The following is a 19,709-nucleotide window of genomic DNA, read 5'->3' as shown; positions in this document are numbered from 1 at the left end:
GTAGGAGCTGTATACGTCCGTGAAAAATGGAGAGAACTATGAAAATCGGACTCATCGGTTATGGCAAAGGCGGGCGCTATTTTCATGCGCCGCTGATTGCCAGCCTGCCGGGCGTCACGTTCGCCGGCGTGGTCACCCGCTCGCCGGAGCGTCGCCAGGACCTGCGCAACGATCACCCCAAAGTGCCGGCGTTCGATACCCTGGCTGAGCTCGTCGCGGCGGGGGTCGATGCGGTGGTGATCTCGACGCCGCTGGCCTCCCGCCGTGCATTGATTCTGACAGCCATCGACCTCGGCGTCCCTGTGGTCAGCGACAAGCCGTTCGCGCCGGATGCTGCGGCAGCCCAGGAGTTGGTGGACGCCGCCGAGCGCCGTGGGGTGCTCTTGGGCGTGTACCAGAACCGGCGCTGGGACTCGGATTTTCTGACTGTGCGCAAGCTTATAGATGAAGGCGTTCTGGGCCAGATCAGCCGTTTCGAATCCCGGGTCGAGCGCTATTCGCCCGCCTCGGTGGGCAAGCAAAGCGGCGGCGGAATCTTGCGTGATCTTGGCAGCCATCTGGTCGATCAGGCGTTGTTGCTGTTCGGGCCGGTTAAGCGGGTCTACGCCGAACTTGAGTTCGCGACGCCCGAGCAAGCGGTCGATCACGGCTTCTTTATGTCGCTGACGCATGCCAACGGTGTGGTATCGCATTTATGGGGGAATTGCCTGCAAAACGCCCAGGGGCCGCGTTTTCGCGTCAATGGCGCGCAAGGGTGCTATACCGTGGAAGGCCTCGACGGTCAGGAGGCCGCAGCGCTGGCCGGGTTGTCGCCCAAATCCGAAGGTGAACGCTGGGGCGTGGAAGAGCATCGACGCTGGGGCTGGTTCGAGCAGGGCGAACACCGCGAGCGCGTGCCCTCGGAGCGTGGATGCTGGAGCGAGTTTTACCGGCAACTGCAGGAGGCGGTCGTGAACCGGGGGCGTAACCCCGTGGATGCAAAAGACGCAGTAGCGTCGGCCAAGGTGCTGGACGCCGCGCGCGTCAGCGCAATGGAGGGCAGGGTCGTCATGATGTGAGGCGTTTTCATTCCTCGTCTGTAGGCGCCGGCTTGCTGGCGAACCGATGTCTGCACCGGGATCGGTATGACACACCCGGATCTGTCCGCAACGGCAATCGGAATGACACACCCGGATCTGTCCGCAACGGCAATCGGAATGACACACCCGGATCTGTCCGCAACGGCAATCGGAGTGACACACCCGGATCTGTCCGCAACGGCAATCGGAATGACACACCGATCTGTCTGCAACGGCAATCGGAATGACACACACCGATCTGTAGGAGCCGGCTTGCTGGCGAACCGGTGACGGACTGGTGTCGCAGAGGTGGATGACACACCGCGTTCGCCAGCAAGCCGGCGCCTACGGTAGGGCGTTTATGCCCTGCGGAGTTGAGAAGCCACATCGCAAAAAATACAAAATAGAAATAAGTTCTAAAACCGGTTGAAGTAGAAATTATTTTCCAATAGAGTCATTTCCAAGTTGCCGACTACCGCCGTCGGCGCCTGATATCGGTCACTCCGGGATCAGGCGCTACGAGCGACACAAAAACAAGAAAGCCAATCGCAGACAGGTACCGCCAATGAACACCCTCAGATCAGCCATCAAGGCTTGCCGTCCCTTCTTCCGCTTGCTTGCCACCCCGCTGGGCGCCACCGCCCGTGCTATCTCCAGAACAGCAAAACAATCCGTGCCCGCTTTCGAATCCGCCCTTGAAACCATCGCTCATATCCTCTGCGTTGAAAGTCGCGGTGTCATGGTATGCGGCGCGTCGGGCGGTTCGGTCGCGCACCTCGCCGAGCACGCCTCCAGCGCTCGGCGTTAGGCATCGGCCACTTCTGCTGGTCATCCGTTATCACAACAACAAGAATCCGGAGAAAAACCGTCCATGAACACCCAGCTCCGCTTCACCTCGCTCGCCCTCGCCTTAATGCTCTCCAGCGGTGCCGCTCTGGCCGCCGACCTCAAGATCGGCGTATCCATGTCGCAGTTCGATGACACCTACCTGACCTACATGCGTGAAGACATGAACAAAAAGGCCAAGGCCATGGGCGGCGTTGATCTGCAGTTCGTCGATGGGCGCAACGACGTGAACAAACAGCTCGACCAGGTGCAGGAGCTGATCGGCAAGAAGGTCGACGCACTGATCGTCAACCCCGTCGACACCGAAGCCACCAACCGGATCACCCAGATCGCCACCGCTGCCGGCATTCCGCTGGTTTACGTCAACCGCCGCCCGGACGATCCCAAACTGCCTTCAGGCGTCGCGTCGGTGACCTCGGACGATAAAGAAGCCGGCCGCATGCAGATGGAGTACCTGGCGAAGAAAATGGACGGCAAAGGCAACGTCGTTATTTTGCTGGGCGAACTGGCCAACAACTCGACCCGCGACCGCACGGCCGGGGTCAAGGAAGTCCTGAAAAGCTACCCCAACATCAAGGTCACGCAGGAGCAGACCGGTGCCTGGCAGCGTCAGCGCGGCATGGACGTCACCAATGATTGGCTGACCCAGGGTGGCGACTTCAAGGCGGTTATCTCCAATAACGATGAGATGGCCATCGGCGCGGCCATGGCCCTCAAGCAAGCGGGCAAGAAGGGCGAGGTGTTCGTTGCCGGCGTCGATGGCACGCCCGACGGGCTGAGCGCCGTCAAAAAAGGCGACCTCTCGGTCTCGGTGTTTCAGGACGCCAAAGGGCAGGGCGAGGGCGCAATCGATGCCGCGGTGAAGCTGGCGAAAAAGGAAACGCTGCCTGAACAGGCCATCGTCATCCCGTTCAAGCTGATCACGCCAGACAACGTCGGCACCTTTAAATAATCAATCGCCCAAATAATCACTCGCCGCACAACGGCGGCCATCGAGCAGAGCGCGACGCTGCCGCGCTTCTGCCCTGACGCCGTCCCTGCATCACGAGGAGCCTGTGACCATGTTCGCTTCCGCAAATGCTTCGGCCTCACCGAATGCTGCCGCGCCCCAGCCTGTTGCAGCCGGCACCGATGCCCAGCATCCGTATCTGCTGGAAATCACCAACATCAGCAAAGGGTTTCCCGGGGTGGTTGCGCTGGACAATGTGCAATTGCGTGTGCGCCCCGGCAGCGTGCTGGCGCTGATGGGCGAGAACGGTGCGGGCAAGTCGACGTTGATGAAAATCATTGCCGGCATCTACCAGCCCGACACCGGCGAAATCGTCCTGCGCGGCAAGCCGGTGGTGTTCCAGTCGCCACTGGCGGCGCTGCAATCGGGCATTGCGATGATTCATCAGGAGCTCAACCTGATGCCGCACATGAGCATCGCCGAAAACATCTGGATCGGTCGCGAGCAGCTCAATGGCCTGCACATGGTCGATCACCGCGCGATGCACCGCTGCACCGAAGAACTGCTGGAACGCCTGCGCATCAACCTCGACCCTGAAGAGCAGGTCGGCAACCTGAGCATCGCCGAACGGCAAATGGTCGAGATCGCCAAGGCCGTCTCCTACGACTCCGACGTGCTGATCATGGACGAACCGACCTCGGCCATTACCGAGAAAGAAGTGGCCCATCTGTTCTCGATCATTGCCGACCTGCGCGCCCAGGGCAAAGGCATCATTTACATCACCCACAAGATGAACGAGGTGTTCGCCATCGCTGACGAAGTGGCGGTGTTTCGCGACGGCGCCTACATCGGCCTGCAGCGTGCCGACAGCATGGACGGCGACAGCCTCATCTCAATGATGGTCGGGCGCGAACTGACCCAGCTGTTTCCCGAGCGCGATAAACCGGTGGGCAAATTGCTGATGTCGGTCCGTGATCTGGCGCTCGACGGCGTCTTCGAGGGCGTGTCGTTCGACCTGCACGCCGGCGAGGTGCTGGGCATCGCCGGCCTGATGGGGTCTGGGCGCACCAATGTCGCAGAAACGATTTTCGGCATCACCCCGAGCACGCGCGGCGAGATCCTGCTCGACGGCCTGGCGGTCCGCATCAGCGACCCGCACTTTGCCATCGAGAAAGGCTTCGCATTACTCACCGAAGACCGCAAGCTCAGTGGGCTGTTTCCGTGCCTTTCAGTGCTGGAAAACATGGAGATGGCCGTGCTGCCGCATTACGTCGGCAATGGCTTCGTGCATCAGAAAGCGCTGCGCGCACTGTGCGAAGACATGTGCAAGAAGCTGCGGGTCAAGACACCGTCGCTTGAGCAGTGCATTGACACCCTGTCCGGCGGCAATCAACAGAAAGCCCTGCTGGCGCGCTGGCTGATGACCAACCCGCGGGTACTGATTCTGGATGAACCCACCCGCGGCATCGACGTAGGCGCCAAGGCCGAGATATACCGGCTGATTTCCCAGCTCGCCAGCGAAGGCATGGCGGTGATCATGATTTCCTCGGAGCTCCCGGAAGTGCTGGGCATGAGCGACCGGGTCATGGTGATGCACGAAGGCGAGATGATGGGCACCCTCGATCGCGCCGAGGCGACGCAGGAGCGGGTCATGCACCTGGCGTCCGGCAATCCCGTGCACTGAGTCCTTTACCGGGCGTCTGCCCATGAGTCCATGGCCTCGGGCAGCGCCCAAGGCCCGTCTCGGGGCTGACCAGAACAAGAACGAGAGGCACACATGACGATGAACGCGATGCTGGATAACAAACCCGCGCTGGCGCCTCGCAAGCACAAGCGCCGACTGCCCACCGAATTGAGCATCTTCCTGGTGCTGATCGGCATCGGCCTGATCTTCGAGCTGTTCGGCTGGATCGTGCGCGATCAGAGTTTTCTGATGAATTCCCAGCGGCTGGTGCTGATGATTCTGCAGGTGTCGATCATTGGCCTGCTGGCCATCGGCGTGACCCAGGTCATCATCACCACCGGCATCGACCTGTCATCGGGCTCGGTGTTGGCGCTGTCGGCCATGATCGCCGCCAGCCTGGCACAGTCTTCCGATTACACGCGGGCAGTGTTTCCGTCACTCACCGACCTGCCGGTATGGGCTCCGGTCATCGCCGGGCTCGGGGTTGGTCTGCTCGCAGGTGCGATCAACGGCAGCATCATTGCCATCACCGGCATCCCGCCCTTCATCGCCACATTGGGCATGATGGTCTCGGCGCGCGGGCTGGCGCGCTATTACACCGGTGGTCAGCCGGTGAGCATGCTTAACGATTCCTACACCGCGATTGGCCAGGGCGCCATGCCGGTGATCATCTTTCTGGTGGTTGCGGTGATCTTTCACATCGCGCTGCGGTACACCAAATACGGCAAATACACGTACGCCATCGGCGGCAACATGCAGGCGGCGCGCACCTCGGGGATCAACGTCAAGCGGCATCTGGTCATCGTCTACAGCATCGCCGGGCTGCTGGCAGGGCTGGCGGGCGTGGTGGCCTCGGCACGCGCGGCGACAGGGCAGGCAGGGATGGGGGTTTCCTACGAGCTGGACGCCATTGCCGCCGCCGTGATCGGTGGCACCAGCCTGGCGGGCGGTGTCGGCCGCATCACCGGGACAGTCATCGGTGCGCTGATCCTTGGCGTCATGGCCAGCGGCTTTACCTTTGTCGGGGTCGACGCCTACGTCCAGGACATCATCAAGGGCCTGATCATCGTCGTTGCCGTGGTCATCGACCAGTACCGCAACAAGCGCAAACTCAAGCGCTGATCCTTCTTTCCGGCAATGCTGCAAAGGGCCTGATCTCAGGCCCTTTTGCTTTTTCATCGGTTTGAACCGATCGCCTCATGGCCGGTCAGACACCCTCTGCGATCCAATACATCACTGCAGAACCTTGTAAAGTCGGGCGTCAGTCAATGCCGCCGGGGCTCAAGGGCCTTGTTGGACGAATCCTGATCAATTATGTTGCCGAGTACCGAACCCGGCCTTAGACTGCCGCCCCTCGTAAATTGAGTGCCAAGCGGCGCTTCGAGACGACGGCGCTTTCAATGCCAGGTTGAGGCGCACCTTTGAGATCGCCTTAATGCACGTTTTTTTATAGAGAAATCAATGACCAAGGAAAAGTTGCTGGCGATGCCGGCCGATGACTACATGAACGCCGAACAGCACGCGTTCTTCGTCGACCTGCTGCAAGCCATGAAAGTCGAAATCCACGAGCGCATCGAGCAGAGCCGCATCGCCATCGAAAGCCTGGACACCCCGGCCGACCCCGCTGACGCCGCTTCCGTGGAAGAAGAGCGTCACTGGCTGGTGAACGTGATTGACCGTGACCAGCGCATGCTGCCGCAGCTGGAAATGGCCCTGAGCCGCATCGCCGAAGACACCTTTGGCTGGTGCGAAGACAGCGGCGAACCTATCGGCCTCAAGCGCCTGCTGATCAGCCCGACCACCAAGTACTGCATCGAAGCTCAGGAACGCCACGAGCAGATCGACCGCCACCAGCGTCAGGCGTGATCCCTCGGACTCGGCCGCCCGCAAGGGGTGGCCGAGCCGCATTTCTCATACCCGCGTCGCCGTGTTCCCCGACCCCGGCCACCCTTCCGACCGATTGCCACTGAAGACTCATGGCGCATAGCCGCTATTGGGCGTTTAATGCTTTCACAACAATGAAAGCAGGGCAGGTCGCGGACATGGAAGCGAAACTACGGCACTCGGCAGCACCCTCCCAATCGACATCAACCTCTCCTGACTATCCGTCGTCCACCGGTTTTCGATGGCTCACACCTGTGCTGCAAAGCTTGGGTCTGTGTCTGCTGTTCGCTGCGATGGCAGAGGCACAGGTTTCCGTCTACCTGGGTTTGCCCGTTGCGCTGATGGTGCTTTGGTTGCCGCGGTGGCTGCAGCGCCGGCCTGCCGTTTCACCTGCAGTTACCGGGGACGAGCCGATGGCGATACTCACCCGCGACCTGTCCCGCAGCACCAGCCGCAACGCCTTGTCAGCCGCTGCGGTGGCGTTTGCGGTGCGGCAACTGGCGGGCAAGTTGAAGTCCCAGGTCAGTGCTGCCGAGCAGATCGTGAGCAGCGCCGAGGTGATGATTGCCACCGAGCGTGCGACCTCGGCCCTCAGCCAGCAAGCGCTGGGCGCCGCCAGCCAGGCACGGGAGAGCAGCGGCGCCGGGCTCAACGTGTTGAATGCGTCCATTGGCCTGATGCATCAGCTCAGTGAGAGGGCCGACAACAGCCGTGAGCTGATCGAAGCGTTGAGTCAGCGCAGTGAAGACATTCAGCGGGTGACCGCTGTGATCCAGTCCATCGCCAGTCAGACCAACCTGCTCGCGCTCAACGCCGCCATCGAGGCTGCGCGCGCCGGTGAGCACGGCCGTGGCTTCGCTGTGGTGGCGGATGAAGTGCGCGGTTTGGCAGGGCGCACCGCCACGGCCACCAGTGAAGTGGGGGAGATGGTGGTTGATATCCAGCAGCGCACGCGCCAGGTCGTTGAGCAGATTCGTCAATTGTCGGGCGATCTCAGCGGGGGCGTGGCGCAGGTTGAATCCACGGGTCGGCAGTTGGCGAGCATCGCCCGGCTAGCCGTGGATGTGGAGGTGCAAGTGGGTGAAATCGCGCAGGGCGCACAGACCAACCAGGAGCAATTAAGCAGCCTCTTCTCTGCCGTGGAGCAAATGCGCAGCGACCTCGCCGTCAGCGACGATCAGACTCGCCATCTGGCGCAGTCGGCGCTGCACATGGAAGCGCAGGCCGAAACCATCAGTGAGCGCCTGGCTCAGGTAGGTCTGGATGATTACCATCAACGCATCTATGACCTGGCCCAGGAAGCAGCCGGACAGATTGCCGCCCGGTTTGAACAGGACATTGATCAAGGACGGGTCAGCCTGAGCGACCTGTTCGACCGCACCTACCAGCCCATTGCCAATACCTCCCCAGCCAAATACCAAACCCGTTTTGATCGCTACACCGACCAAACCTTACCGGCCATTCAGGAGCCGCTGCTCAAGCGCCATGAAGGGCTGGTATTTGCCATTGCCTGCACGCAGCAAGGCTATGTGCCGACGCACAATCAGGTGTTCAGCCAGCCGTTGACCGGCGATGCAGCCGTCGATGCCGTCAATAACCGCACCAAACGCAAATTCGATGATCGCACCGGCATCCGTTGTGGCAGTCATCAACAAGCCGTTCTGCTGCAGACGTACACGCGCGATACCGGTGAACTGATGCACGACCTGTCGGTGCCCATCATCGTCAAGGGCCGACACTGGGGCGGGCTGCGCCTGGGGTACAAGCCAGAGGAACACGCCGCGACGCCTAAGCGTTGAGCTGCACGTCTGACCGGCAGACGGTGAATCGTAAACGCGGCTCCGAGGGATACAGCTTCGCTTGCCGCATCGACTTCAGCCCTTCAGCCCTTCAGCCCTTCAACTTGCGCCTGTCTTCCGATAATCAAGTAGGAAGCGTCTGAAGTGCCGTTCACTCGGTTGACGAGACGTTAACTGCGCTCATCCTGTGGGTATATGTCCGCATATTTAAAAGTGTCCGGATCCATGTCAGTACTCAGGGATGAAGCAAATGACAAAATATTTTAATCAGGGCGCGGGCGAGTCTCGCGCCGACGCCCCGCAGGTGACCGTTCGTCTGGGCGTGTTCTTCGACGGCACCGGCAATAACCGCGTTAACAGCCAGATTGGCGCTGACTGCCACGCCATGACGGAAATCAACGGTGGCCAGCACACGAAAGAATGTGGGGGTCGCCACAGTGACCCCTCCAGCAGTTACAGCAACAGTCTCACCAACATCGCCAGGCTTGCAGGCTTGTACAGACGCCAACGCAAAGCCTCGCCCGGGGCCAATGGTTTATGCGTGTACGGCGCGGTTTATGTCAGCGGCGTCGGCACCACTTCCGGAGGGCGCGACACTCGGTTGTCCGGGCAGGGCTTTGGCCGGGGCACTACCGGGGTGGTGGCAAAGGTCTGCCGCTGCGTCAAAAAAATCGCCGATGAGCTCAGTGCTTTTGAAGGCGATAACCCCGGCTGTGTGATCGGCGCGCTGGAGCTGGACGTGTTCGGTTTCAGTCGTGGCGCCGCGTCGGCCCGGCACCTGGCGAACGAGGTGCTGAAAAAATCCCGGGGTGCGCTCGACCCTATCCTTGATCCGCGCGCCTTGCCACTGTCTGATCACTTCTCCTGGGCCAGCGGCAGTGTCCGTCTGAAAGTCATCGGGCTTTTCGACACGGTGGCTGCGGTGGGCGGGTTCTCCGACCTGGGCAGCGTTCGCGATGCGGTCAACAAGCGGGTCAATCTGTTTCTGCCTCCCGGGTGTGCGCAGCAGGTCCTGCATCTGGTGGCCGGCGACGAACACCGCCGCAACTTCGTGCTCAACAGCGTCAAGCCCGACTGGCCCCGTGAGATCGTGTTGCCCGGCAGCCATTCCGACATTGGTGGGGGTTACCAGCCGCAGGAGATAGAGAAGGTGGCGCTGTTTCGCCCTCACCGAAGCCTCGTCGGTGCCAACACGCCTTATGACGCCACGGACGCCTGGTTACAGGCCCATGCAGAACTGTCGACCGTCCAGGCGGGAGATTTGCTGGACCCCACCGACGAGGGAGCTTCACTGGGGGTTGAGTGTTTCGAGCGGTTCGGCACGGCTTCAAGAGGGGTCAAGACAGTGGTGGCGACCGTGACACTTGAGCGCCGCGTCTACAATCATTTAAGCCACGTTTACCTGCGAGTCATGCACGCGCTGGCCAGCGACGAAGGTGTGCCGTTCATGCCGATCATCGATTGCGCGCAGATAACTCTGCCACCGGAACTGCAAACGATTGCCGCCAGGCTGATCAGCCATGCGAGGGGAGAAGGCGATGGGTTGAGCGATGACGAGCGATCGCTGTTGTACAGGCGCTATATCCATCGTTCGGCGCACTGGAACAACGCACGACCCGATGCGCTGATGGACGGGCTGTTCCTGCATGCGCCTGCAGCGAACGGTCGACGGACCTTTTCAAACCTTGGTCAGCCTGGCTATCCGCAGTAAGTGCAGGGCGGTGAGCGGGGCGATGATACAACTAAAAAAATGGCGGACCTCGACGGGCCGCCATTTGGTTTCGCAGAATCGATCAGGCCGGCGTATGCAGGAGCACGTTGAGTTCGTCGACGATAGGCGCCCAGTCGTCATCCTCCATGATCTTTTCCTTCAGCAGCGCGCCCTGTTGCGGTGTCCAGAATTCTGCCTCGGAAACTTTCACGTCTTCAGGCAGGTGGTGCGCGCCGACAAACGCGTCGATGCTGGCCTGGTCAGACTCCAGGCCCAGCTGTTCAAATAAAAGCTCAAGCGACGGTGTCATGATTTCCATTTTGTCTCCCGGACGGGTCAGAAACCCGGATTGGCGTGGTCAGTGAGTAACCTTCTGATTCATGGGAGTGCGCGCGAGGGGCAAGAGTTCTAAGCATTTTCCAGTGGACCTTTTGTGAGACCGGCCTCAAGGACGCGCGCGATGTTGTGGGACCGGCTTCAGCCGGGAAGGCGTCAGGTGTGACACCGCAAATTCATGCAGTCTTAACAACCCTCTTCCCGGCTAAAGCCGGTCCTACTTGGCATCGCGTGCGTGGAGGATAATTCTTGGGGTCTGAACAACCCTCTTCCCGGCTAAACCGGTCCGTCTTAAATATTGCATGCGAAGGATATTTGGCGGGGCACCTGCGCCCTGCGCACCGCACGATCAATGCCAGCGGACGAAAGGGATATATCCCGGTTAGACTCACTGCCGGTAGAATCCACGCTCACGCCAGCGTCCGGCTCCGGGCGCATCATTTCTTGTTTCTTTCCTGCGCGGGTTTTCCCGGGCGGGTTCCTATCAGGTTGGGAGTTTGTACATTGGCAGTAGGTAATCTGGATACCCACGCGTTATTCGTGCTCGGAGACGTGCGCGCGAAGTTGGTGAAGTTGTTCCAGGCGCGATTCGTTTATGTCATCGAACAATCCCCTGAAGGCATTTACATGTCCGAGATCGACACCGAAGACGCACTGGTGGTCGACGACAAACCCGGGCTGGACTTGAAAGTAGGCGACCACTTCCGCGCCTCGGTATTGCCCAGTCGCGAAGGCGGCAAGTTGGAAATCCGCTTTCGCGACATCAAGATGACGATCTACGGCCTCGGTGAATACGCTTTTGTCGAAGTGCCCGAAGGCAACGGCATCGTGTTCAAAGAGTCGCACTGCGTCTTCATGGTATTTGCCGCGCATGAACAGATTCAGTCGGGTCTGGGCAAAGTGCTGAAAGCCGCAACCGCCAAGGCAGCGAAATGGCGCAAGGGCGAACTGACGTTCAAAGCCAGCGAGTAAGCCAGCCGACCGCCGCGTGTGGATAAGGCCCTCTCGCCAACTGCCTCCGACAGTTATCCAGAGCTATGGCCTGCAGGCAACACGCAAGCGCGCAGTCAATGGCCCTGCTGCCTGCCGTCGCTGACCTCGGGGGGCACGTCGTCACCCGCCATGCGCTTGCGAAACAGCCCGGTGCGGGCGAGCAGCAAAGTCGTGACCGGGACGGTGATCGCCAGCAGGACCGGGATGAGCCACGCGTGCAGAACCGGGCCTTCCTTCAGCGCCGAGAAGTAGATGATCGAGGCCAGTGCCACGCACCACGCGCCGAGGGTCGACGCCAGGGCAGGCGGGTGCATGCGCTGGAAAAAATCTTTCATGCGCAGAAGACCCAGCGCTCCGATCAGGCTGAACAGGCTACTGAGCAGCAGCAGAACCGCCGTCAGCACTTCGACCCAGAAGGGCAATACCTGCAACGAATTCATTCGATCACCTCGCCGCGCAACAGGAACTTGGCCAGCGCGAATGAACCAACGAAGCCGAACAGCGCAATCAACAGCGCCGCTTCAAAATAGGTGTCGCTGGCGTAGCGAATGCCCAGGACCAGCATCATCAACATCGCCAGGATGTACAGATAGTCCAGCGCCAGCACGCGGTCCTGCGCCGACGGGCCCTTGAACAGGCGGATCAGCGTCAACACCATGGCCAGTGTGAACACCGCGAGCGTCAGCAGGATTGCGTTGGTGAGCAGCACGCTCATTGAAAAATCTCCATCAGTGGCCGTTCGTAGGTGCTTTTGAAATGCTCGATGAAGTGCGTCTCATCGTCCAGGTCGAACACGTGCATCAGCAGGACACTGCGATCCAGCGCCAGCTCGGACCACACGGTGCCCGGCACGACCGTGCAAATCATCGCCAGTGCCGCCAGGCCGTGGGCGTCGTGCAGGTCCAGCGGCACTTTGACGAACGCCGAGCGCGGTGGCCGGCGTCCGGCGCGCAGAACCCCCCACGCCGTCGACACGTTGGACGCAATCACATCGCGACCGACCAACAGGAACAGCCGCAACGCGACGCCCGGCTTGCGCAGGTGAGCAGGCGAGGGGCGCAACGGCGCGAAGATATAGGGTGCGAAGACAGCCAGTAATCCGCCCAGCAACAGATTGCCGGGGCTCAACGACAGGTTGAGCAACAGCCACAGCGCCCAGAGGGACAGTGACAGCAGCGGCGCAGGAAACAGACGCTTCATGGTTGCACCTCCGCTGCCGCCGAGGCCGGCCCGGGTATCGGCCTGGCGGCTTTCACCGACAGCACGTATTGCTGGGGATCGTGCAGGGCCTGCGCCGTGTCCTGGGTGTAATGCAGCAGCGCCTGGGCCTTGAATGTCAGCACAATGGCGCAACCGACCAGCAAGGCAATCGGCAGGCATTCGTTGAGCCGCAGCAGGGGCACGGCATGCTCCTGGGGTGTCCAGAAGCGCTTGATGCCGACCCGAACAAAGGCAAACAGCGACGCCAGCCCGGAAATAATCAGCAGCGCCACCAGCATCCAGCTGTCACCGCGAATGGCTTCGTCCTTCGCCACATCAAGCCCCAGCGGATTGAGCAGTGCGCTGATCAGCGTCAGTTTGCCGAGGAAGCCCGACAGCGGCGGCAGGCCGATGATCAGCAGGGCGCAGGCCATGAAGCTCAAGCCCAGGAACGCCATGGTCCAGGGAATGACGTGGCCGACGACGGCTTTCTGCTCATCATCCAGATTGGTGCCCGGCACCGGGTGCAGTGACTCCAGCGCCTTGGGCAACTGGTCGGCGTCCTCGTCCAGGGAAATGTCATTGGCCGAGCGCGAGCGCTCGATCAGCTCTGCCAGCAGGAATAGCGCTGAGAGCGCGAGGGTCGAGCTCACCAGATAGAACAGCGCGCCAGCGGTCAGGCTTGGCTGAGCGAAACCGACAGCCGACAGCAAAATGCCCGCCGACACCAGAATGCTCAGGCTGGCCATGCGCTCCAGCCGCTGGGCCGCGACCACGGAAATCGCCGCCACCGTCACGGTTGCCATACCACCCCAGATCAGCCAGTCGCCGCCGAAGAACGCTGACGCGCCGGCCTGCCCCGAAAACAGCAACGTCCACAGGCGCAACAGGGTGTAAGCGCCGACTTTGGTCATGATCGCGAACAGCGCCGCCACCGGCGCGCTGGCGGCGGAATAGGCCGGCACCAGCCAGAAATTCAGCGGCCACATGCCGGCCTTGGCGAGAAACGCGACTGCCAGAATGGCAGCGCCGGCGTGCAGCAGGCCCAGGTCGCCCTCCGGCACCTGCGGGATCTTGACCGCCAGATCCGCCAGGTTCAGCGTCCCGGTCACGCCGTAGATCAATGCCGCGCCGATCAGGAACAATGAGGACGCCAGCAAATTGATGGTGATGTAATGCAAGCCCGCTGATACTCGCGCCCGTCCCGAACCGTGGAGCATCAGACCGTAGGACGCTGCCAGCAGCACTTCGAAAAATACGAACAGGTTGAACAGATCGGCCGTGAGGAAGGCGCCGTACAGGCCCATCAACTGAATCTGAAACAGGGCGTGAAAACTGGCACCGGCGCGGTCCCAGCGCGCCAGGGCAAAGAGCAGGGCGCAGAAGGCAATGATGCCGGTCAGCACCAGCATCAGCGCCGACAGGTGATCGATTACCAGGACGATGCCGAACGGCGCTTCCCAGTTGCCCGGCAGGTACACGCCGATGGAGCCGGTGGTGCCGGTCTTCTGCACCCACATCATTAGCGTGATGGCGATCGCCAGACCCAGCCCGGTCGACACGAGATTGATGCGGGCTTTGAGCGGTCGGTGCTTTTCGCCGAGCCACAGTACCAGTGCGGCTGTCAGCACCGGCAGCAGGATGGGCGCAACGATCAGTTGATTCATCAGGTTCATTCACCCAGCTCCCGGCCGTCGACATGGTCGTTGCCGGTCAAACCGCGCGACGCCAGCAGCACCACCAGAAACAGTGCGGTCATGGCAAAACTGATCACGATGGCTGTCAGCACCAATGCCTGGGGCAGAGGATCGGTGTAGTTGAGCAGGTCGTGGGGTACGCCGTCCTTGATGATCGGCTCTTTGCCGATAAACAGGCTGCCCATGCTGAAAATGAACAGGTTGACGCCGTAAGACAGTAGGCACAGGCCCATCACGACCTGATAGGTTCGCGGACGCAGGATCAGCCAGACGCCCGAGGCGGCAAGCACGCCGATGGCAATGGCAATGACTTCTTCCATCAGATGGCTCCTTGTGAAGTCGCAGTGTCGGCCGCAGCCGGTTCAATCGGCGGCGGCAGCGACGTCGGCCGATGGCTGCGCACCGATTGGTGGGCCAGCGCCGTAAGGATCAGCAGGGTCGAACCGACCACCACCGCGTACACGCCGATGTCGAAAAACAACGCGCTGGCAATGTGCAGATCGCCCAGCACCGGCAGATGCACATGAGCGGTGTGCGTGGTCATGAACGGGTAACCGAGGGCAATCGAACCCATCCCCGTGGCCAGTGCGAAGAACAGCCCGGTGCCCATCCAGCGCAGTGGTCGCAGGCTCATGTTGGCTTCGACCCATTGAGTTCCGGCGACCATGTACTGAAGAATGAAGGCCACCGACATCACCAGCCCGGCCACGAAACCGCCGCCTGGCTGGTTATGCCCGCGCATGAACAGGTACATGGAAACCACGAAAGCCACCGGCAGTAGCAGGCGCACCAGCACGGCCGGCACCATCATGAAGCCCAGTGCGGTGTCAGCGGCATGGCGCGGGTTGATCAGATCGGTGACCACGTCGCGCGCCAGCAAACGTTGTTGCGCCGGCAGGGCAATACTTTCCCTGGGCGGCCGGAAACGTCGCAGCAGCGCAAACACCGTCAGCGCCACCACGGCCAGCACAGTGATCTCGCCAAACGTATCGAAGCCGCGGAAGTCCACAAGCATCACGTTGACTACGTTAGTGCCGCCGCCCTGGGCCAGGGCGCGGCTCAGGTAAAACTCGGAGATGGCGTTGGGCGTTGGCCGGGTCAGCATCGCGTAGGACAACACGGCCATGCCGCCGCCAACCGCCACCGCGAGGACAAAATCGCGGATTCGACGCACTTTCGCCCGGCGCCGGGCTTGAGCGGCAGGGGGCACATTTTCGTTGCGTCGCGGCAGCCAGCGCAGGCCGAGCAAAATCAGTACCGTGGTGACGACCTCCACCGCGAGCTGAGTCAGTGCCAGGTCGGGCGCGGAAAACCAGACGAACGTCACGCACGTCATCAGCCCGCAGACGCTGACCATCGTCAGTGCCGCCAGCCGGTGGTACTTGGCTTGCCAGGCGGCACCGATGGCGCAGGCGATGGCGATCAGCCAAAGCATTACGAACACGCCCGAGCCCGGTATTTTAGGCCGGTCGCCCCAGCTGAGGCCGCTTTCGTACATCGGCACGAAGCCGGCGACCAGCGCGGCCAGCACCATCAGAAACAGCTGCGCCTGCAAGCGGCGCGTGGTCAGCAGGCCCTCAAGCCGGCGTGCTCCGCGCATTTTCAACACCAGCACGCGCTCGAACATGCGCTTGCCATTGAGCCGCCAGATCAGCGGTGGTCCTTTGACCTGCCGGCGCTTGATCGGCGCGCGTAGCAGCAGGTACAGCACAATCCCGGCCGCCATGGCGATCAGGCTCATGACCATCGGCGCGTTCAGCCCGTGCCAGATTGCCAGGCTGTACTCGGGCAATTCTCCGCCCACTACAGGCTGTGCGGCCGCCGCGAGCAACGGGCCGACCGACTGTGCCGGGAAGATCCCGACAATCAGGCAGGCCAGCACCAGCAGTTCAACCGGCAGGCGCATCCAGCGCGGCGGCTCGTGGGGCGTGTGCGGCAACCGGGTCGCTTTCGGGCCGAAGAACACATCGACCGTGAACCGCAGGGAATAGGCCACGCTGAAGATCCCGGCGACCGTTGCGATCACCGGCAGAGCGATCTCGACCCAGTCGGTCGAGGTGATGAACACGGTCTCGGCAAAGAACATTTCCTTGGACAGGAAACCATTGAGCAACGGCACCCCGGCCATCGATGCGCTGGCGACCATGGCCAGCGTGGCGGTGTAGGGCATCAGCTTGATCAGCCCGCTCAATTTGCGGATGTCGCGGGTACCGCTTTCATGGTCAATAATGCCCGCCGCCATGAACAGCGAAGCCTTGAACGTGGCGTGGTTGAGGATATGAAACACCGCCGCCACTGCGGCCAGCGGACTGTTCAGCCCCAGCAGCAAGGTGATCAGGCCCAAGTGGCTGATGGTGGAGTAGGCCAGCAGGCCTTTGAGGTCGTTCTGGAACATCGCCGAATAGGCGCCAATCACCAGCGTACACGCCCCGGCACCGCTGACGATCCAGAACCACTGCTCGCTGCCCGACAATGAAGGCCACAAGCGCGCCAGCAGGAATACCCCGGCCTTGACCATGGTTGCCGAGTGCAGATACGCCGACACCGGGGTCGGTGCCGCCATGGCGTGAGGTAGCCAGAAGTGGAAAGGGAACTGCGCGCTTTTGCTCAATGCGCCGACAAGAATCAGGGTCAGCAGCACGGGGTACAAGGCGTGGGCACGGATCGCGTCGCCCGAGGCCAGCACGCGGTCCAGGTCGTAACTGCCGACGACGTGGCCGAGCAGCATCATCCCGACCAGCAGCGCCAGGCCGCCTGCGCCGGTGACCATCAGTGCCATATAGGCACCGCGCCTGGCGTCCGCCCGATGGTGCCAGTAGCCGATCAGCAGGAACGAGAAAATGCTGGTCAGCTCCCAAAAGAAGACTATTTGAATGAGATTGCCGGACATGACCAGCCCGAGCATGGCGCCCATGAACGCGAGGAAGAAAGAGAAGAAGCGCGGCACCGGGTCGTCCGGCGACATGTAGTAACGCGCGTACAGCGACACCAGCGCGCCAATGCCCAGCACCAGCATCGAAAACAGCCAGGCAAAACCGTCCAGTCGCAAGACGAAGTTCAGGCCAAGGCTCGGCAGCCAGAAGAATTCCTCTCTGATGACCCCGCCGTGGGCGATCTGTGGATACCAGAGTGCGACCTGCACCGCGCCGATCAAGGCGATTGCGCCTGCCAGAAGGGATTCACTGTTGCGTGCGTTGTGCGGCAAGAGGGCCGCCAGACAGCTGCCGATGAAAGGCAGAAGCAGCAGAACTATCAGGGACATAGGCTTCAAATCTGCGGAGAAATGTCAAGGACTATACGTGCCGGGTCCGGGATGACCAAACGCCAAGATGTCGCAGAATCCTACAAAGTTGGTAGGCAGCAGCGTAGTCCATGAATACGAACGGATACTTTCTTCGCCTCAGGCCCGCTGCTGCATTTGGCGTGCTTCATCAATTAGGCGACAATGCCGGCCTGTTTCCGGAGCGCCCCATGTCTGATTCAACCGAACATCTCACCGTCGACGCCGTGCTCGACGCGACCGGGCTCAATTGCCCCGAGCCGGTCATGATGCTGCACCAAAAAGTGCGCGACTTGCCGCCTGGCGGTTTGCTCAAGGTGATTGCCACCGATCCGTCCACCCAACGCGATATTCCGAAGTTCTGCGTGTTCCTTGGCCACGAACTGGTGGACAAGCAGGTCGGCAATGCCGAGTTTTTGTACTGGATCCGCAAGAAGCTCGACTGATCGGTTGCTGATCGGCTGACGCGTTGCGCATGACGCTGGCTCGTCAGGGCGCTGGCGCCTACACTGCGGCCACTCCAGGAGCCCTGACATGCGCATAGTTGCCGACGAAAACATTCCCCTGCTCGACGCCTTTTTCGAAGGTTTCGGTGATATCCAGCGATACCCGGGGCGCACGCTTGATCGCGCCGCCGTTGCCGAAGCGGACATTCTGCTGGTGCGCTCGGTCACTCGGGTGGACCGCGCATTGCTCGAAGGCACGCCCGTGCGCTTCGTCGGCACGTGCACCATCGGCACCGACCACCTCGACCTCGAATACCTCGACCAGGCCGGCATTCAATGGTCCAGCGCGCCGGGCTGTAATGCCCGCGGTGTAGTGGACTATGTGCTGGGCAGTCTGCTGACCCTGGCGGAAATCGAGGGGGTTGAGCTTGCCAGCCGCACCTACGGCGTGGTCGGCGCCGGTCAAGTCGGCGGCCGTCTGATCAAGGTCATGCGCGGCCTTGGCTGGAACGTCTTGGTGTGCGACCCGCCGCGTCAGGCGAGTGAAGGCGGCGATTACGTCAGCCTCGACGAGATCATCGCCCGCTGCGATGTCATCAGCTTGCACACCCCGCTGGATAAACACGGCGAGGCGGCCACCTGGCATTTATTTGATCACGGCCGTTTGCAGCAACTGCGGCACGGCGCCTGGCTGATCAACGCCGCACGCGGTCCAGTGGTCGATAACCGCGCCCTGCGCCACGTCCTGCTGGAACGCGAGGACTTGCAGGCGGTGCTGGATGTGTGGGAAGAGGAGCCGACCGTCGACGCCGAACTGGCCGAGCTGTGCGTCATCGCCACGCCGCACATTGCCGGCTACAGCCTCGACGGTCGTCAGCGCGGCACCGCGCAAATTTATCAGGCGCTGTGCACATACCTGAGCCAGCCCGCGAGCATCAAGCTTGACGACTTGCTGCCCAAACCCTGGCTGGCGCACGTCACACTGGATGCCGCCACTGATCCAGTCTGGGCGCTCAATGCACTGTGTCGCGGGGTTTACGACCCGCGGCGCGACGATGCGGATTTCCGCCGAAGCCTGATAGGCGATACCCACACTCAGCGGCTGGCATTCGACGCCTTGCGCAAGCATTACCCGCCGCGCCGGGAAATCGACAGTCTGCACGTCAGCGTCAACGGCGAGTCCGAAGCGTTGTGTCAGATCGTCAAGGCCTTGGGCGCGACGCTTGTCGCCAAGTGAATCGCACACTGCCGGACGTCCAGCCTCGACGCCGGCACGGTTCACCCGCATTGGCATCAACCCGAATCTATAGGAGCCAGCACGGTTCACCGCCGTTGGCACCAACCCAAACCTGTAGGAACAGGCTTGCCGGCGAACGCATTTCGGCAGGTACCGCTGCATTGACTAGGTAACCGGGTTCGCCAGCAAGCCGGCTCCTACAGGGCTTGGCCAAATGCTTGAACCCGTGCCAAGAGGACCGGGGCAAACGTTTGAACCCAACGCCAAGGTACTGGGTGAACGTTTGGACCCAGCGCCAAGGTACCGGGGCAAACGCATGAACCAGCGCCAACAGGACCGGGGCAAACGTCTGAACCCAAGGCCAATAGAACCGGGCGAGCCTATTGAGCCTTCGCGCAAAAAGGGTGCCGTGACCCAACCCGCTTCGCGCCGCCTGATATGAGCCGCCCCCGACGCCAGGACGGTTCACCCGCATTGGCATCAACCCCAATCTGTAGGAGCCGGCTTGCTGGCGAACGCATTTCGGCAGGCACCGCTGCGTTAATGGGTAACCCGGTTCGCCAGCAAGCCGGCTCCTGCAGGGCCGGTC

General features: G+C 61.6%; 17 protein-coding genes and 1 pseudogene. 11 read left to right on the top strand and 7 right to left on the bottom strand.

What is annotated here, in order from left to right; all coding sequences use genetic code 11:
• Positions 1-38 precede the first annotated feature (38 nt).
• The 8 genes and pseudogenes from LT42_RS12490 (at position 39) to LT42_RS12455 (ending at position 9,931) form a co-directional block, all read left to right on the top strand.
• Positions 39-1,058 (top strand): Gfo/Idh/MocA family protein, encoded by a 1,020-nt coding sequence (locus LT42_RS12490; protein ID WP_037013487.1) that lies wholly within the window; start codon positions 39-41, stop codon positions 1,056-1,058.
• Positions 1,059-1,623: 565 nt separating this feature from the next.
• On the top strand, positions 1,624-1,866 hold the full coding sequence (locus LT42_RS25725; protein ID WP_152597669.1) for a hypothetical protein: 243 nt from the start codon (positions 1,624-1,626) through the stop codon (positions 1,864-1,866).
• A gap of 63 nt (positions 1,867-1,929) precedes the next feature.
• Entirely contained in the window at positions 1,930-2,856 is a 927-nt protein-coding gene (locus LT42_RS12480) for a sugar ABC transporter substrate-binding protein (RefSeq protein ID WP_037013482.1), read from the top strand.
• 109 nt (positions 2,857-2,965) lie between these two features.
• Complete coding sequence (locus LT42_RS12475) at positions 2,966-4,537, top strand: sugar ABC transporter ATP-binding protein (RefSeq protein ID WP_037013480.1); 1,572 nt, start codon at positions 2,966-2,968, stop codon at positions 4,535-4,537.
• A gap of 99 nt (positions 4,538-4,636) precedes the next feature.
• Positions 4,637-5,659 (top strand): ABC transporter permease, encoded by a 1,023-nt coding sequence (locus tag LT42_RS12470; RefSeq protein ID WP_037017187.1) that lies wholly within the window; start codon positions 4,637-4,639, stop codon positions 5,657-5,659.
• A gap of 339 nt (positions 5,660-5,998) precedes the next feature.
• Positions 5,999-6,403 (top strand): TraR/DksA family transcriptional regulator, encoded by a 405-nt coding sequence (locus tag LT42_RS12465; protein WP_037013479.1) that lies wholly within the window; start codon positions 5,999-6,001, stop codon positions 6,401-6,403.
• A 776-nt stretch (positions 6,404-7,179) separates the two neighbouring features.
• Positions 7,180-8,220: pseudogene (locus LT42_RS12460) on the top strand (methyl-accepting chemotaxis protein); the annotation flags it as partial.
• Positions 8,221-8,470: 250 nt separating this feature from the next.
• Complete coding sequence (locus tag LT42_RS12455) at positions 8,471-9,931, top strand: T6SS phospholipase effector Tle1-like catalytic domain-containing protein (protein ID WP_037013477.1); 1,461 nt, start codon at positions 8,471-8,473, stop codon at positions 9,929-9,931.
• Positions 9,932-10,013: 82 nt separating this feature from the next.
• Here LT42_RS12455 and LT42_RS12450 read toward each other — a convergent pair whose 3' ends face one another.
• A complete protein-coding gene (locus LT42_RS12450) occupies positions 10,014-10,250 on the bottom strand; it encodes a DUF2789 family protein (protein ID WP_037013475.1) in 237 nt (78 codons plus the stop codon).
• 521 nt (positions 10,251-10,771) lie between these two features.
• Here LT42_RS12450 and LT42_RS12445 point away from each other — a divergent pair.
• On the top strand, positions 10,772-11,239 hold the full coding sequence (locus LT42_RS12445; protein ID WP_037013472.1) for a hypothetical protein: 468 nt from the start codon (positions 10,772-10,774) through the stop codon (positions 11,237-11,239).
• A gap of 95 nt (positions 11,240-11,334) precedes the next feature.
• Here the strand turns inward: LT42_RS12445 and LT42_RS12440 are convergent, their stop codons facing one another.
• Genes LT42_RS12440 through LT42_RS12415 form a run of 6 tightly spaced genes read right to left on the bottom strand, consistent with a single transcriptional unit; the run spans position 11,335 to position 17,419 of the window.
• The gene (locus LT42_RS12440) at positions 11,335-11,700 is read right to left on the bottom strand and encodes a Na+/H+ antiporter subunit G (protein ID WP_037013470.1); all 366 of its coding nucleotides are present in this window, start codon (positions 11,698-11,700) and stop codon (positions 11,335-11,337) included.
• Positions 11,697-11,975, bottom strand: a complete 279-nt coding sequence (locus LT42_RS12435; RefSeq protein WP_037013468.1) for a K+/H+ antiporter subunit F — start codon at positions 11,973-11,975, stop codon at positions 11,697-11,699. Before LT42_RS12435 ends, LT42_RS12440 begins: the two co-directional genes overlap by 4 nt.
• Positions 11,972-12,460, bottom strand: a complete 489-nt coding sequence (locus tag LT42_RS12430) for a Na+/H+ antiporter subunit E (protein WP_037013466.1) — start codon at positions 12,458-12,460, stop codon at positions 11,972-11,974. The genes LT42_RS12435 and LT42_RS12430 overlap by 4 nt, the downstream gene beginning before the upstream one ends.
• Positions 12,457-14,136, bottom strand: coding sequence for a monovalent cation/H+ antiporter subunit D (locus LT42_RS12425; RefSeq protein WP_037013463.1), 1,680 nt, complete (start codon positions 14,134-14,136; stop codon positions 12,457-12,459). Before LT42_RS12425 ends, LT42_RS12430 begins: the two co-directional genes overlap by 4 nt.
• Positions 14,133-14,477, bottom strand: coding sequence for a Na+/H+ antiporter subunit C (locus LT42_RS12420; RefSeq protein WP_037013461.1), 345 nt, complete (start codon positions 14,475-14,477; stop codon positions 14,133-14,135). Before LT42_RS12420 ends, LT42_RS12425 begins: the two co-directional genes overlap by 4 nt.
• Positions 14,477-17,419: a monovalent cation/H+ antiporter subunit A gene (locus LT42_RS12415; protein WP_037013459.1), complete on the bottom strand. Its 2,943-nt coding sequence runs from the start codon at positions 17,417-17,419 to the stop codon at positions 14,477-14,479. The genes LT42_RS12420 and LT42_RS12415 overlap by 1 nt, the downstream gene beginning before the upstream one ends.
• A gap of 209 nt (positions 17,420-17,628) precedes the next feature.
• Between LT42_RS12415 and tusA the strand changes: the two genes are divergently transcribed.
• Together tusA and pdxB are read left to right on the top strand one after the other, a co-directional pair.
• Complete coding sequence (tusA, locus tag LT42_RS12410) at positions 17,629-17,883, top strand: sulfurtransferase TusA (RefSeq protein ID WP_037013457.1); 255 nt, start codon at positions 17,629-17,631, stop codon at positions 17,881-17,883.
• 88 nt (positions 17,884-17,971) lie between these two features.
• On the top strand, positions 17,972-19,120 hold the full coding sequence (gene pdxB, locus LT42_RS12405) for a 4-phosphoerythronate dehydrogenase PdxB (protein WP_037013451.1): 1,149 nt from the start codon (positions 17,972-17,974) through the stop codon (positions 19,118-19,120).
• Positions 19,121-19,709: the final 589 nt, after the last annotated feature.

Source organism: Pseudomonas lutea, from assembly GCF_000759445.1.
In the GTDB taxonomy this organism is placed as follows: Bacteria; Pseudomonadota; Gammaproteobacteria; order Pseudomonadales; family Pseudomonadaceae; genus Aquipseudomonas; species Aquipseudomonas lutea.
Note: the sequence above shows the minus strand (reverse complement) of the source record. Positions and strands in the feature narration are given on the sequence as shown.